This is a genomic window from Pseudomonas iridis, assembly GCF_017980685.1.
Lineage (GTDB): Bacteria > Pseudomonadota > Gammaproteobacteria > Pseudomonadales > Pseudomonadaceae > Aquipseudomonas > Aquipseudomonas iridis.
In genome coordinates this window covers 158,596-173,243 of the sequence record NZ_JACXXO010000008.1, presented here as the reverse complement: position 1 = coordinate 173,243, position 14,648 = coordinate 158,596, and the positions used below count along the sequence as shown (strand labels likewise).

Annotated in this window: 13 protein-coding genes; 1 reads left to right on the top strand and 12 read right to left on the bottom strand. The window is 60.4% G+C overall.

Features of this window, described 5'->3' with window-relative positions; genetic code table 11:
• Window positions 1-86: 86 nt before the first annotated feature.
• The 3 genes from creC to rloA2 all read right to left on the bottom strand — a co-directional run bounded on the left by creC (window position 87) and on the right by rloA2 (window position 2,759).
• A complete protein-coding gene (gene creC / locus IEQ42_RS15465; protein ID WP_047303826.1) occupies window positions 87-1,505 on the bottom strand; it encodes a two-component system sensor histidine kinase CreC in 1,419 nt (472 codons plus the stop codon).
• Window positions 1,505-2,185, bottom strand: coding sequence for a two-component system response regulator CreB (creB, locus tag IEQ42_RS15460; RefSeq protein ID WP_210704090.1), 681 nt, complete (start codon window positions 2,183-2,185; stop codon window positions 1,505-1,507). The genes creC and creB overlap by 1 nt, the downstream gene beginning before the upstream one ends.
• Before the next feature lie 67 nt (window positions 2,186-2,252).
• Window positions 2,253-2,759: a retropepsin-like aspartic peptidase RloA2 gene (gene rloA2 / locus IEQ42_RS15455; protein ID WP_042561441.1), complete on the bottom strand. Its 507-nt coding sequence runs from the start codon at window positions 2,757-2,759 to the stop codon at window positions 2,253-2,255.
• Window positions 2,760-3,068: 309 nt separating this feature from the next.
• Between rloA2 and IEQ42_RS15450 the strand changes: the two genes are divergently transcribed.
• Complete coding sequence (locus tag IEQ42_RS15450) at window positions 3,069-3,956, top strand: acyltransferase (protein ID WP_210704089.1); 888 nt, start codon at window positions 3,069-3,071, stop codon at window positions 3,954-3,956.
• Window position 3,957: 1 nt separating this feature from the next.
• Here the strand turns inward: IEQ42_RS15450 and IEQ42_RS15445 are convergent, their stop codons facing one another.
• The 9 genes from IEQ42_RS15445 to IEQ42_RS15405 all read right to left on the bottom strand — a co-directional run bounded on the left by IEQ42_RS15445 (window position 3,958) and on the right by IEQ42_RS15405 (window position 14,638).
• Window positions 3,958-4,515: a DUF2780 domain-containing protein gene (locus tag IEQ42_RS15445; protein ID WP_042561443.1), complete on the bottom strand. Its 558-nt coding sequence runs from the start codon at window positions 4,513-4,515 to the stop codon at window positions 3,958-3,960.
• Window positions 4,516-4,724: 209 nt separating this feature from the next.
• Window positions 4,725-5,924 (bottom strand): formaldehyde dehydrogenase, glutathione-independent, encoded by a 1,200-nt coding sequence (gene fdhA / locus IEQ42_RS15440; RefSeq protein ID WP_042561444.1) that lies wholly within the window; start codon window positions 5,922-5,924, stop codon window positions 4,725-4,727.
• 201 nt (window positions 5,925-6,125) lie between these two features.
• A complete protein-coding gene (gene purU / locus IEQ42_RS15435; RefSeq protein ID WP_042561445.1) occupies window positions 6,126-6,983 on the bottom strand; it encodes a formyltetrahydrofolate deformylase in 858 nt (285 codons plus the stop codon).
• Window positions 6,984-6,994: 11 nt separating this feature from the next.
• On the bottom strand, window positions 6,995-7,627 hold the full coding sequence (locus IEQ42_RS15430) for a sarcosine oxidase subunit gamma (RefSeq protein WP_210704088.1): 633 nt from the start codon (window positions 7,625-7,627) through the stop codon (window positions 6,995-6,997).
• A gap of 144 nt (window positions 7,628-7,771) precedes the next feature.
• Entirely contained in the window at window positions 7,772-10,789 is a 3,018-nt protein-coding gene (locus tag IEQ42_RS15425) for a sarcosine oxidase subunit alpha (RefSeq protein WP_210704087.1), read from the bottom strand.
• Entirely contained in the window at window positions 10,786-11,115 is a 330-nt protein-coding gene (locus IEQ42_RS15420; protein WP_042561448.1) for a sarcosine oxidase subunit delta, read from the bottom strand. The genes IEQ42_RS15425 and IEQ42_RS15420 overlap by 4 nt, the downstream gene beginning before the upstream one ends.
• A gap of 13 nt (window positions 11,116-11,128) precedes the next feature.
• A complete protein-coding gene (locus IEQ42_RS15415) occupies window positions 11,129-12,379 on the bottom strand; it encodes a sarcosine oxidase subunit beta (protein WP_047303829.1) in 1,251 nt (416 codons plus the stop codon).
• Between the two features lie 20 nt (window positions 12,380-12,399).
• Window positions 12,400-13,653, bottom strand: coding sequence for a serine hydroxymethyltransferase (gene glyA / locus IEQ42_RS15410; protein WP_042561450.1), 1,254 nt, complete (start codon window positions 13,651-13,653; stop codon window positions 12,400-12,402).
• Window positions 13,654-13,927: 274 nt separating this feature from the next.
• A complete protein-coding gene (locus IEQ42_RS15405) occupies window positions 13,928-14,638 on the bottom strand; it encodes a TraX family protein (RefSeq protein ID WP_210704086.1) in 711 nt (236 codons plus the stop codon).
• Window positions 14,639-14,648: the final 10 nt, after the last annotated feature.

The following is a 14,648-nucleotide window of genomic DNA, read 5'->3' as shown; positions in this document are numbered from 1 at the left end:
ATCAAAAGATCGCAGCCTTCGGCAGCTCCTGCATAGGGTCGCGTACACCTGTAGGAGCTGCCGAAGGCTGCGATCTTTTGACGGTATCAAGGCATGCGCAATGTCACTTCAACCCCACTCTCGACATTGCGAATACTCATCGAGCCACCATGCAACTTGACCACTTCTTCAACGAAATTGAGCCCAAGCCCGGTGCTCTTGCGTCCACTGTCCGGGCGCGGCAGCGAGTAGAAGCGTTCGGTCAGACGCGGCAACGCATAGTCGGGAATCGGTGAGGTTTCATTGAACAAGCGGACTTCGATCTGTTCCCCCAACCGTTCGGCACTAAAGCGCAGAAGCCCCTGACGCGGGGTGAAATCCAGCGCATTCTCCAGCAGATTGCCCAACGCCTGACGCAGCAGAAATGGCTCGCCGATCAGCAACAGATCCGCCGCGACCGCTTGTTCAACGCGCAACTGTTTGCCTTCAATTCGCGCAGCCTGGGCGTGCAACAACTCATCGACCAACACCGCCAGCGGCACGGCCACGCGCTCCTCCAGCCCCTGGCGCTGCTCCACTTGCGCCAGATTCAGCAAGCGCTCGATCAACTGCTGCATTCGTGCACTTTCGCTGTCGATGTTGCCGACAAAACGCAGGCGCTGCGCCGGTGCCATCTCGCCTTGCAACAACTCCGCCGCGCCACGAATCGCTGCCAGCGGACTTTTCAGTTCATGGGTAAGTGTGTGCACGTAACGCTCGACGTAGGCCTTGCCCTCCAGTTGCGTGCGCATCTGCTCCACCGCTGTCGCAAGCTGCTCCAACTCACCACCGCGATAGTGCGGCACTTCCACCCGCCGCCCTTCGCTGACGGCCTGAGCGTAACCGGTCAAGCGATGCAGCGCGCGACTCAGCCACCACGACAGCAATGCGCCGAACAGCAGACCCAGGCCGATCAACCCGGCGCCGTAAAGCAACAGGCGCCGCTCGGTACGATCGACATACGGCTGCAATGAGCTGTTGGGCTTGGCCACCGTGACCACACCGATAATGCGGCCGTTGTCACGAATGGGCGCGCCGACGTGCATCACCGAAGAACTCGGGTCATCCGCATCGCTGCGGCTGGAACGGGCCCCGTATTCGCCACGCAGGGTCAGGTAGACGTCGTTCCAGCGCGAATAGTCCTGCCCCACCGCCACACCATTGGAGTCCAGCACGACAATGCCATTGGCGTCGGTGACATAGATGCGGTGGTTGACCTGATTCTTCGGCAAGCCCCAGATCGTCGCTTGCGGCTGACGTTCGCCGTAAGCACGGAGCAATTGCGGCCAGCGATTCTCACTGAGGGTGCCGGCCTTGAAGTCGTCTCGCAGGATCTCCGCCATCAGGTTGGCGGTATCAACCAACGTTTCTTCGGTGGACTGACGCACGCCGGGGCGGATTTCTTCCATCACGGTGTTGAGCACGAAATAACCGGTCAGGCCGACAAACAGCACATACACCAGAAAAATTCGCAGGCCTAACGACATCAGCTATGCCCCGGGCTGTAGCTGTAGCCGAGGCCACGATGGGTCTGGATCGGCTCGGCTTCAGCGCGGACCAGGCGCAGTTTGGCGCGTACGCTTTTGATGTGGCTGTCGATGCTGCGCTCGTACCCGGCATCGGCGGCCACGCCCAGCGCATCGAGTAATTGTTCGCGACTGAACACCCGCTCCGGTTGTTCGAGCAGGCATTGCAGCAGGCGGAATTCATGGCGCGTAAGGCTCAATGTCTGATCGCGATAGCTGATCTGGACGCGCTCGGGATCAATGCGAAACAGTGTCGAAGTGGCCTCAATGACAGGACGCGGCGCCATACGCTTGAGGATTGCCCTCACCCGCGCCGCGACTTCCCGTGGGCTGAACGGCTTGACCACGTAGTCGTCAGCGCCGATTTCCAGCCCCACCACACGATCAATCTCGGCATCGCGAGCACTGAGGAACAGCACCGGCACTTCACTGAAACGCCGCAGCTTTTTGCAGGTTTCGAAACCGCTGATGTCTGGCAGGCCGATGTCGAGGATGATCAGATCGGCCGGCTTCTGCCGCTGATGCTCAAGCGCCGCCTCGCCAAGGCTCACCCACGAGGTGGTGAACCCCTCGCCCTGCAAGGCAAAAATCAGCGTGTCGGCAATCGCCGCTTCGTCTTCGACAATCAGGATATGAGGCATGGCATCCGAGCCCGTGGTTGAGTGCGCGAACGTTGCCCCAAGCCTGACGTTACGTCAATGAGACCACTTAGCAGTCAGGCTTGTCAGCCGTGTAACGACGTGCCGGGTTTACTGCCGCGTCAAACTCACGCAAGGCTTTGGCCCCGATCAGCAGCGGATAGTTGAAGTGGCTGCGGTCCGTCAGGTTGACCTCCACGGTGCGCTTGACGTTACCCAGGCACAGCTCTAGATCCACCACCGGGCGTTTGGCCGCTTCAGTGGTTTCGCGCTCATCGTCGTCCTCGTCGGAACGGCTTTTGATCTTGCTGATGCGCGCGACCTTGTGTTCATAAACCTTGTTGCTGGCATCTTTGGTGGCGAGGCGGAAACGTACCCAGTCGTCGCCATCGCGGGTGAAGGTCTCGATGTCCTTGGCCGACAGCGAGGCAGTCAGCGCGCCGGTGTCCATCTTGGCCTTGAGCACTTCACCACCGATTTCCGGCAACGCGATGTATTCATAGCGCCCGTAGAGGGTCGGCTCAGCGGCCATGACCGGCAGAGCGACAAGGGCAAACAGTGCAAGGAGGGATTTCACGTAAGGGGCTTCCTTGGAAAATGAGGGCGGCAGACGTGGGATTTTAGACAGCCTGCAAGCAATTGGTTCGCCTCAAGCCCGCCTTCGCGAGCAGGCTCGCTCCCACATTGGATTTCTGTGTGCATGCAATCTTCAACACAGTACAAATCCCCCGTGGGAGCGAGCCTGCTCGCGAAGAGGCCGGTACATTCAACACAACGCCTGAGCAAAGCATACCGGCCCAAAAGTGAAACATTCGTCACCATCGATTTGGCCTGTCGCCCGAAGCTGCTTATCATGGCGAGCACATCCGTCTTCAAAGAGTTGCTTATGCGCCGCCTGCTCACCGGCTGTTTCGTCACCCTGCTGCTGTTGCTCAACACCCTGATCCTGATCGGGCCGTTGCTGGTGTTTGCCTTGCTCAAACTGGTAGCGCCCGGCCGCTGGCGCGATCATGCGTCGGCGGCGGTGATGTGGATCGCCGAGACCTGGGCGGAAATCGACAAGCTGATTTTCCGCCTGTGCATCCCGACTCAGTGGGACATTCGCGGTGGCGAAAACCTGCGCCGGGACACCTCGTATCTGGTGGTCAGCAACCATCAGTCGTGGGTCGACATTCCGGCACTGATCCAGACCCTCAACCGACGCACGCCGTTCTTCAAGTTCTTCCTTAAAAAGGAGCTGATCTGGGTGCCGTTCCTGGGTTTGGCCTGGTGGGCACTGGACTACCCGTTCATGAAGCGCTACACCAAGGCATTCCTGGCGAAAAATCCCGAGCTGGCAGGCAAGGATCTGGAAATCACCAAGCAGGCCTGCGAGCTGTTCAAGCGCCAGCCGGTGACCGTGGTGAATTATCTGGAAGGCACGCGCTACACGGCGGCAAAAAGCAGCCAGCAGCAATCACCGTTCAACCAATTGCTCAAACCCAAAGCCGGCGGCGTGGCGTTCGTGCTGGCGGCAATGGGTGAACAGCTGGACGCGATTCTCGACGTCACCGTGGTTTATCCACAGCACAAGATCCCGGGATTCTGGGACTTGATCAGCGGCGGCGTGCCGCGAGTGATCGTCGACATCCAGACCCGCGAACTCGATCCCGCGCTGTGGCAGGGCGATTACGCCAACGATCCGGTGTTTCGCGAGAAGGTCCAGAACTGGGTCAACCAGCTCTGGACGCTCAAGGATCAACGCATCACCGAGTTACGCGGCGAGCGGAGCTGATTCAGCTACCGGTGCCGGTGCCCCAGATGCTGCCAAGGCTGCTCAACAGCGAACCGCCGACGCCTTGCTGACCGAGGTATTGCAGGATCACCGGAGCAAACTGGCCGATCATGCCGCTGTCCATGCCCAGCGCGCTGAACGCGTTGTTCAGGTCATTGGTGTCCTTGACGTTGCCCAGCGCGTTTTCCAGACCGGCAGATTTACCCGACGAGCCGAGCAAACCGCTCAATGCCGCCAGATTGCCGCTGCCACCCGAGAGCTTGTCGATGCCCGGCACTTCCTTGGCCAGCTGCGAGTAGTCAGTGCTGCTCAGCTGGTTTTTCGCCAGGCCCAGCATCGCACTGGTGCCACCAACGGCTTGCTGCGGCGTGACGTCCAAAGCGCTAAGCGCGCTCAACAGACCGGCGGTTTCCGAGGTCGGCGCCGCGGCGGCAGCTTTGTCACCGCCCTGCATGCCCGAAACCGCCCCCGCTACATCGTTGAGGCTGAAACCGGCAAGCGCAGGGCCTGCGGTCAACGCCATCAATGAGGCCAAGGCAAAACCGCGTGCAATCTTCATTTCAGACATCCTCTTATGACGTAAAGACCGTTCATTCAACGATCAAACTGCCGGTTTGACCGGGTATGCGCCGCCATGTTCCGGAACCGCAAGCGTCACTGTCGCAGAGCCTGTGTGGAGAAACTGTGAAATCCCGTGAGCGAAGGTTGCGTGGCGCTGTGATGGATAAAAAAACGGCGACCAATGGTCGCCGTTTTTTTCTCGCTCGCTTACGCCGCACTGAACAACTTATGCGGATCAATCACAAACTTCTTCGGCACACCGGCATCGAACTCGCCGTAACCTTCCGGCGCCTGGTCGAGGCTGATCACCTGCACGCCCACCACTTCAGCGATGTTGATGCGATCCCACATGATTGCCTGCATCAGTTGGCGGTTGTACTTCATCACCGGAGTCTGGCCGGTGTGGAAGCTGTGGGATTTGGCCCAGCCCAGACCGAAGCGGATGCTCAGGCTGCCCATTTTCGCAGCGGCGTCGACGGCGCCCGGATCTTCGGTGACGTACAGGCCCGGAATGCCGATCTTGCCTGCCACACGCACCACGCCCATCAGCGAGTTGAGTACGGTAGCCGGGGCTTCGGATTTGACGCCGTCATGACCGTGTCCACGGGCTTCGAAGCCAACGCAGTCAACGGCGCAATCCACTTCCGGCTCGCCCAACAGCGCGGCGATCTGTTCGTGCAGCGGAGTATCTTTCGACAGGTCGACGATCTCAAAACCCTGCGCCTTGGCGTGGGCCAGGCGGATGGTGTTGACGTCACCAACGATCACTACTGCTGCGCCGAGAAGGCGTGCCGATGCGGCGGCGGCGAGACCGACCGGGCCGGCACCTGCGATGTAAACCGTGCTGCCCGGGCCTACGCCTGCGGTGACTGCACCGTGATAACCGGTCGGCAGGATGTCGGAGAGGCAAGTCAGGTCGCGGATTTTCTCCATGGCCTTGTCGCGATCCGGCAGTTTCAGCAGGTTGAAGTCAGCGTACGGCACCAGAACATATTCAGCCTGGCCACCGGTCCAGTCGCCCATGTCGACGTAACCATAAGCACCGCCGGCACGGGCCGGGTTGACGGTCAGGCAGACGCCGGTGTGTTGCTCTTTGCAGGAACGGCAGCGCCCGCAAGCCACGTTGAACGGTACGGAAACCAGATCACCGATTTTCAGGTTTTCGACGTCGGAGCCTTTTTCGATCACCTCGCCGGTGATCTCGTGGCCCAGCACCAGACCGGTCTGCGCCGTGGTACGGCCGCGCACCATGTGTTGGTCGGAGCCGCAGATGTTGGTGGAAACCACTTTGAGAATGACCCCGTGCTCGATCTTGCGACCGCGCGGGTCCTGCATTTTCGGATAGTCGATTTTCTGTACTTCGACCTTGCCAGCGCCGAGATACACCACACCACGATTGCCAGACATGCTTTCACCTCGCTGTTGTTTTTATGAAACCGCGTTGCCCAGGCAGGCAGCGCGTTAAGTGCTCGGGTTATTGCTTGTTGGTTTTGCGTTGTCAGTAATGGCCTCATCGCTGGCAAGCCAGCTCCCACAGGATTCGGGTTGGATTGAAATTTTGTAACCGACACAAATCCCTGTGGGAGCTGGCTTGCCAGCGATGGCGATCTAAAGAACGACCGTACGATTGGCGTTAAGAAACACCCTGCGCTCAATGTGATAGCCAACGGCGCGAGCCAAGGTCAGGCCTTCGATGTCGCGCCCCTTGGCAATCAAATCTTCGGGGTAATGGCTGTGATCCACCGCCTCGACACCCTGGGCAATGATCGGCCCTTCATCAAGATCGTTATTGATGTAATGCGCGGTCGCGCCGACCAGTTTCACGCCTTTGTTGTAAGCCTGGTGATACGGTTTGGCGCCCTTGAAACCCGGCAGCAACGAGTGATGAATGTTGATCGCCTTGCCATCGAGCTTGCGACACAGCTCTGGCGACAGCACCTGCATGTAGCGGGCAAGGATGACCAACTCGGCGCCAGACTCTTCGATCACCTGCCAGACCTGGCGCTCTTGCGACGGTTTGTCGTTGGGATCGAGGGGGAAATGGTAGTAGGGAATCTGGTGCCAGTCGGCCAGCGGCTTGAGATCCGGGTGATTGGACACCACCGCTGCCACATCCATCGACAATTGACCGATGCGCTGGCGGTAGAGCAAGTCGTTAAGACAGTGATCAGCCTTGGAAACCATGATCACCACTTTCGGACGGTAGTTCGGCGCAGTCAGTTCGAAGATCATGCCAAACGCCTGACCCCGTTCTGCGAGGCCGGCGCGAAAGGCTTGTTCGTCGAAGCCGTCGGGCTGGCGGAATTCCACGCGAATGAAGAAGCGGCCGGAGAGCCGGTCATCGAACGAGTGGTGCTCGGTGACGTAGCAACCCTGCTCGAACAGAAAACGCGTGACCGCGTCCACAGTGCCGAGGACGCTTGGGCAGTCGGCGGTCAGAATCCATGTGTCTGGGGCGCGGCTCATCGTTGTTTCTCCTAAGCCTGAACGCTGAGGCCGTACTCGGCGGACGCATCCTGCAACCACAACCACCAGTAATCCGAGAAGCTGCGGCGGATCAGCAGTTCCCAGGTGTCTTCAGCGGTATGGCGAATCATCAGTTGCGACTTGGCGAACACCGTGCCCACCGCTTTACCGACCGGGAAACTGTTCGGATGCACGTCGTAGCTGGTGGACTTCATCAGCACCTGACGCACGTTCGGCCCGCTCAGTTCGAGCAATTGCTGGCCACCGCTGACGTTGACGATCGCGATGTGCAGATCGCCCAGCGCTTCACGCAGTTTCTGTTCGGCGGCGAATTCTTCACCGCTTGGCACGATCAGCAGCCATTCATCCGGGCCCATCCATTGCAGGCTGGATTCGCCTTCGACGATCACGCTCAGGGCGCCGGGCAATTCGATGCCCAATGCTTTGTGCACGCCAGCGGCGAACGCTGGATCATGGCCATCGCCACGAATGGTCAGATGGCCGAGGAGTTTGCGCTCACGCACGATCACGCCGGCGTTCTTGCGGCCCTTGCCGACCAGGCTGGCGAGGTCGGCATGGTGCAGCGAAGACTCGGCACGGGCACCGGTGGTCGGGCGTTGTTGGTACACGTTGGCTGTGGTCATAAAGCACCTTTGCTGAATTCTGTTGGTTCCTGTGGTGGCTGATCTGCCGCTTTCGCGAGCAGGCTCGCCTCCACAGGTGAACACGGTCGAATGTGGGAGCGAGCCTGCTCACGAATAGCCGCCCGCCCACAGTTCTCGAGACCATCAAATGTTCTGGCGATCACCCTTCGGATCGAAGAACACCGAAGAAACAATTTCCGCCTCGATCACGCGGCCGTCCGCCAACGGTGCAAACACCCGCTCGCCAAGACGCTTCAAACCGCCCTTCACCACGCCCATCGCAAACGAATAGCCCAGGGAGTTGTGCGCATAGCTGGAAGTCACGTGGCCGACCATGGTCATCGGGATCGTCTGTTTAGTGTTGAACACCAACTGCGCACCTTCCGGCAGCCATTTGGTCGGATCGATCGGCTTCAGGCCCACCAACTGCTTGCGCTGATCACGTACGCAGTCTTCACGGTTCATGCCGCGCTGGCCGATCCACGAGAACGGTTTGGTGCGACCGACACACCAGCCCATGTTCAAGTCGTCCGGGGTCATCGAGCCGTCAGTGTCCTGACCGACGATGATGAAACCCTTCTCGGCGCGCAGGACGTGCATGGTTTCGGTGCCATACGGCGTCAGGTTGTACTGCTTGCCCGCCTCGACGATTTTCTCCAGCACGCCCATCGCGTAGTCGGCCTGCACGTTGACTTCGTACGACAGCTCACCGGTGAACGAGATGCGGAACACCCGCGCAGGCACGCCGCCGACCTCGCCTTCTTTCCAGGTCATGAACGGGAACGCTTCGTTACTCAAATCAATATCGGTGACAGCGCTGAGCAGCTTGCGGCTGTTTGGGCCGGACAAGGTCATGGTCGCCCAGTGGTCGGTCACGGAGGTGAAGTACACCTTCATGTCCGGCCATTCGGTCTGGTGGTACAGCTCCAGCCATTGCAGGACGCGAGCGGCGCCGCCAGTGGTGGTGGTCATGACGAAATGGTTGTCGGCCAGGCAAGCCGTCACGCCGTCGTCGAAGACCATACCGTCTTCTTTGCACATCAAACCGTAACGGGCCTTGCCCACATCGAGCTTGGTCCAGGCGTTGGTGTACACGCGGTTAAGGAACTCGCGGGCATCCGGGCCTTGAATGTCGATCTTGCCCAGCGTCGAGGCGTCGAGCAGGCCGACGCTGTCGCGCACGGCTTTGCATTCGCGCTTCACAGCGGCATGCAGGTCTTCACCGTTTTTCGGGAAGTACCACGGACGCTTCCACTGGCCGACGTCTTCGAACTCGGCGCCGTTTTTCAGGTGCCATTGATGCAGTGCGGTATAACGCACCGGCTCGAAGATGTGCCCGCAGTGGCGGCCGGCGATCGCGCCGAAAGTCACTGGCGTGTAGTTCGGGCGGAACATTGTGGTGCCCATCTGCGGGATGGTCACGTTCAGCGAACGGGCGGCGATGGCCAGACCGTTGACGTTGCCCAGCTTGCCCTGATCGGTGCCGAAGCCCAGCGCGGTATAGCGTTTGACGTGCTCGACCGACTCGAAACCTTCGCGAGTTGCCAGTTCGATGGCGGCGGCGGTCACATCGTTTTGCAGGTCGACGAATTGCTTCGGCGCCCGTGCGGTGCCCTTCTCATGCGGCACCTGGAACAGCGCCAGCGTCGGCTCTTCGTGACGGCTCAAGGCTTTTGGCAGCACGCCTTCAACGGTCTGGAAACCGGCTTCGGCAGCGGCGCGCACGCCACCTTCAAAACCGTCAGCCAGCGAATCGCCAAGACCGTAGACACCGTTGATGCCACCGACGCACACGCGTTTCTGCGGTGCTTCGCCCGGTACGAAACCGAGGATGTCTTCACGCCAGGTCGGCTTGCCGCCCAAGTGCGAGGCCAGGTGAACCACCGGGCTGTAGCCGCCGGAGCTGGCGACCACGTCGCAGTCGAGCCATTCGCCCGGACTGGTCACGGCGTGCGCTTTGACATCAATCGCGGCGACGCGGGCAGCAGTGACGCGCTTGCTGCCTCGGGTCTCGATCACGGCGCTGCCGGTGAGGATGCGGATGCCTTTGGCGCGAGCCTCTTCAACCAAGGCGCCACGCGGATTGCTGCGAGCATCGGCGATGGCCACCACTTGCAGGCTGGCGTCGAGCCAATCGAGCGCCACGCGGTAGGCGTGATCGTTGTTGGTGCTGAGGACAAGTTTCTTGCCCGGCGCCACACCATAGCGGCGCACGTAAGTCGATACCGCACCGGCGAGCATGTTGCCCGGCACATCGTTGTTGCCGTAAACCAGCGGACGCTCGCAAGCGCCAGTGGCCAGCACCACACGCTTGGCGCGAACGCGGTGGATGCGCTGACGCACCTGACCGATTGGCGCACGGTCGCCGAGGTGATCGGTGAGGCGTTCATGAATGGTCAGGAAGTTGTGGTCGTGGTAACCGTTGACCGTGGCGCGCGGCAGGATCAGCACGTCCGGGGTGTTTTTCAGTTCGGTGATGACGCTGGCAACCCACTCCAATGCAGGCTTGCCGTCGAGGCTTTCGCGCGAATCAAGCAGGCTGCCGCCGAACTCTTCCTGCTCATCGGCGAGGATCACGCGAGCACCGCTACGCGCAGCGGCCAGTGCTGCAGCGAGACCCGCCGGGCCACCGCCAACAATCAGCACGTCGCAGTGCTGGTTCATGTAGTCGTAGGTGTCCGGATCATTCTCGGTCGGCGAGCGGCCAAAACCTGCTGCCTTACGAATGTACTTCTCGTAAGTCATCCAGAACGATTGCGGGTACATGAAAGTTTTGTAGTAGAAACCCGGCGGCATCAGCTTGCCGCCGACCTTGCCGAGAATCCCCATCACGTCGTTGTTGACGCTCGGCCAGCCGTTGGTGCTGGTCGCGACCAGACCTTGATACAGCGCCTGTTGCGTCGCGCGCACGTTGGGGATCTGCGTGGCTTCGGCAGCACCGATCTGCAGCACCGCGTTCGGCTCTTCGGCACCGGCAGCAAAGATGCCGCGTGGGCGCGAATACTTGAAGCTGCGGCCGATGATGTCGACGCCGTTGGCGATCAGCGCCGAGGCCAGCGAGTCACCCTCGAAGCCTTTGTAGCTCTGACCGTTGAAGGTGAAGCTCAGCACTTTGTTGCGGTCGATCCGTCCACCGTTGGACAGGCGATTGGTCTGGCTCATACCTTCTCTCCCAGCGCCGTCGTGGCTGTTTTCGCAGCATCAGCCTTGTCGGTGAATTGCGGCTTGGTGCCGATCTTGTAGGTTTCGAGAATCTCGTAGGTCACGGTGTCGCGGGTGACGTTGAAGTACTGACGGCAACCGGCGACGTGATCCCACAGCTCGTGGTGCAGACCGCGTGGGTTATCACGGAAGAACATGTAGTCGCCCCACTCCGCATCGGTGCAGCTTGCAGGGTCCAGCGGACGCGGAATGTGCGCCTGACCGGATGCATGGAATTCCTCTTCGGAGCGCAGCTCGCCGCAGTGAGGACAGAAGATATGCAACATGGGATTTCTCCTGTTAGTGGGCGACAGCCGCAGCGCCGTGTTCATCGATCAACGCACCGTTGTGGAAACGGTCGATGGAGAAAGGTGCGGCCAACGGGTGCATTTCGCCCTTGGCCAGGCTCGCGGCAAACACGTTGCCCGAGCCAGGTGTTGCCTTGAAGCCACCGGTGCCCCAACCGCAGTTGAAGAACATGTTCGGCACCGGGGTTTTCGAAATGATCGGGCAAGCATCCGGCGTGGTGTCGACGATGCCGCCCCACTGACGGTTCATGCGTACCCGGGACAACACCGGGAACATCTCGACAATGGCCTGAATGGTGTGCTCGATCACCGGGTACGAACCGCGCTGGCCGTAACCGTTGTAGCCGTCGATACCGGCGCCGATCACCAGGTCGCCCTTATCGGACTGGCTGATGTAACCGTGCACGGCGTTGGACATGATCACGCTGTCGATAATCGGTTTGATCGGCTCGGACACCAGTGCTTGCAGCGGGTGGGATTCGATCGGCAGACGGAAACCGGCGAGTTTGGCCATGTGCCCGGAGTTACCGGCCGTCACCACGCCGACGCGCTTGGCGCCGATGAAACCCTTGTTGGTTTCAACGCCGATGCACACGCCATTTTCTTTGCGGAAACCGATGACTTCGGTCTGCTGGATCAAGTCCACGCCCAGAGCATCAGCGGCACGGGCAAAGCCCCACGCCACGGCATCGTGACGGGCAACGCCGCCGCGACGCTGGACGGTTGCGCCGAGCACTGGGTAGCGAGTGTTTTTCGAGCAATCGAGATACGGAATCTCGTTGGCGACTTGCTCAGTGTTGAGCAACTCGCCATCGACGCCGTTGAGGCGGTTGGCGCTGACCCGACGTTCGGAATCGCGGATATCCTGCAAGGTGTGGCACAGGTTGTAGACGCCGCGCTGGGAGAACATCACGTTGTAGTTCAAGTCCTGCGACAGGCCTTCCCACAATTTCATCGCGTGTTCGTACAAATGCGCCGACTCGTCCCACAGGTAGTTGGAACGCACGATGGTGGTGTTGCGCGCGGTGTTACCGCCGCCCAGCCAACCCTTCTCGACCACGGCGACGTTGGTGATGCCGTGCTCTTTTGCCAGGTAATAAGCAGTTGCCAGACCGTGCCCGCCGCCGCCGACGATGACCACGTCGTAGACCTTTTTCGGCGTCGGCGTGCGCCACATTTTCTGCCAGTTTTCGTGGTGGCTGAGCGAGTGTTTGAAGAGGCCGAAGCCCGAATAGCGTTGCATAGTCATGTACTCCAGAACGCTCAGCGATAAACCGGGAAGTCAGCGCACAGGGCCGCGACGTTTTTCGCCACATCCGCCTCAACATCGGCATCGCCAAGGTTATCGAGGATGTCGCAGATCCAGCCGGCCAGTTCAGTGCACTGCGTCACTTTGAAGCCGCGAGTCGTGACGGCCGGGGTGCCGATGCGCAGACCGGACGTCACGAACGGCGACTGCGGATCGTTTGGCACCGCGTTCTTGTTGACGGTGATGTGTGCACGGCCAAGGGCGGCGTCGGCGTCTTTGCCGGTCAGGCCCTGACGGATCAGGCTGACCAGAAACAGATGGTTATCGGTACCGCCGGACACTACATCGTAGCCACGTTTGATAAACACGCTCGCCATCGCCTGGGCGTTGTCGATCACTTGTTGCTGATATGCCTTGAAACCAGGCTCCAGCGCTTCCTTGAAGCACACGGCTTTACCGGCGATGACGTGCATCAGCGGGCCACCCTGAGCGCCGGGGAACACCGCAGAGTTGAGCTTCTTTTCAATTTCTTCATTGGACTTGGCCAGGATCAAGCCACCACGCGGGCCGCGCAGGGTTTTGTGCGTGGTGGTGGTGACCACGTCGGCGTACGGAAGCGGATTCGGGTACAGACCGGCCGCAACCAGCCCGGCCACGTGAGCCATGTCGACGAACAGCAGCGCACCTACCTTGTCGGCGATCTGGCGGAAGCGCGGGAAATCCAGAGTCTTGGAGTAAGCCGAGAAACCGGCGATGATCATTTTCGGCTGGCACTCAACGGCCAGACGCTCGACCTCGTCGTAATCGATCAGGCCGGTATCGGTGTTGATCCCGTACTGCACGGCGTTATAGAGCTTGCCCGAGGACGACACTTTGGCGCCGTGGGTCAGGTGACCACCGTGGGCCAGGCTCATGCCCAGAATGGTGTCGCCCGGCTGGATCAACGCCAGGTACACGGCGCTGTTGGCCGAGGAACCGGAGTGCGGCTGGACGTTGGCGTAATCGGCGCCGAACAGTTGCTTGGCGCGCTCGATGGCCAGCGCTTCGACTTTATCCACATGCTCGCAGCCGCCGTAGTAGCGCTTGCCCGGATAGCCTTCGGCGTATTTGTTGGTGAGGCCGCTGCCCTGGGCTTGCATCACGCGTTTGCTGGTGTAGTTCTCCGACGCGATCAGCTCGATGTGATCTTCCTGACGTTGCTCCTCGGCATTCATCGCCGCCAGCAGTGCATCGTCGTAACCCTGGATCTGGTCTTGCTTGCTGAACATCGCGTCTCTCCCAGCGGCGGCGGTGCGCCATTCGTCTCGGTCAGGCACCTGCGTGCCCTTTGATGCGATGGTATGACCGGCGCAGACAGCTCAAATGCCTACGGACGCCACGCAAAGGTGCGTTTACGACATGGCGGTGAATGCCCTTGCCAGACTCGATCTCAAAAACACCAGAGAACCCTGTGGGAGCTGGCTTGCCAGCGATGGCGGTGGCACATCTGGCATTGATGGAGGCTGACCCACCGCTATCGCTGGCAAGCCAGCTCCCACAGGGTTAGGCGGCGATCTGGCGGATAAGGAGTAACAGCAGGAAATGTCCCGGATAGAGGGCGTAGGCCCAACGCCGCATCGGAGGCGGCTGAGCGGTGTGGGCATGTCGCAAAAGCAACATCCCAAGCAATGGCGCAATCAGGCAAACGATGAGGCCGAAGATCGCCAACTCATTGCCGAACCGCACAGATTCAAACAACACCCGCCACTGATTCGCCGCCAGGCACACCAGCCCCGGCAACACAGCGAAATACCACGGGCGACGAATCACCCACAACGTCGCCAGCGGCAGCAAAACACCAAAGAAACCGAACATCAGCCGTTCCGAGAACAACGCAGAAAGCAGCAACGCGCCGGCGCCGAGCAATCGCGATGCCAAGGCCCGATCCTGCCAGCCCCGCGCCACGAGCAAGCCCAGCGCCAGGGTGGGCATCACGTTCAACGTGTCGGGATCAGGAATGTACATCCGATACGGAATCTCGCTGACCAGGCTGAACAACAGCAACCAGCCCAGATACCGCCACTCAGTCTTGCGCGCACCCGCACGATCAAGATTCGCCGCCATTGCCAGACAAAACCATGGAAACGCCAAACGCCCAGGCACATACAGCCAATCGACGGAGAACCCGACATATCGCAGGTGATCGAGCAACATGCTCAACAGCGCCAGCCACTTGAGCAGATCCAGCGCGCCGTCGCGATTTCTCAGGTGCATAATCGGCCCG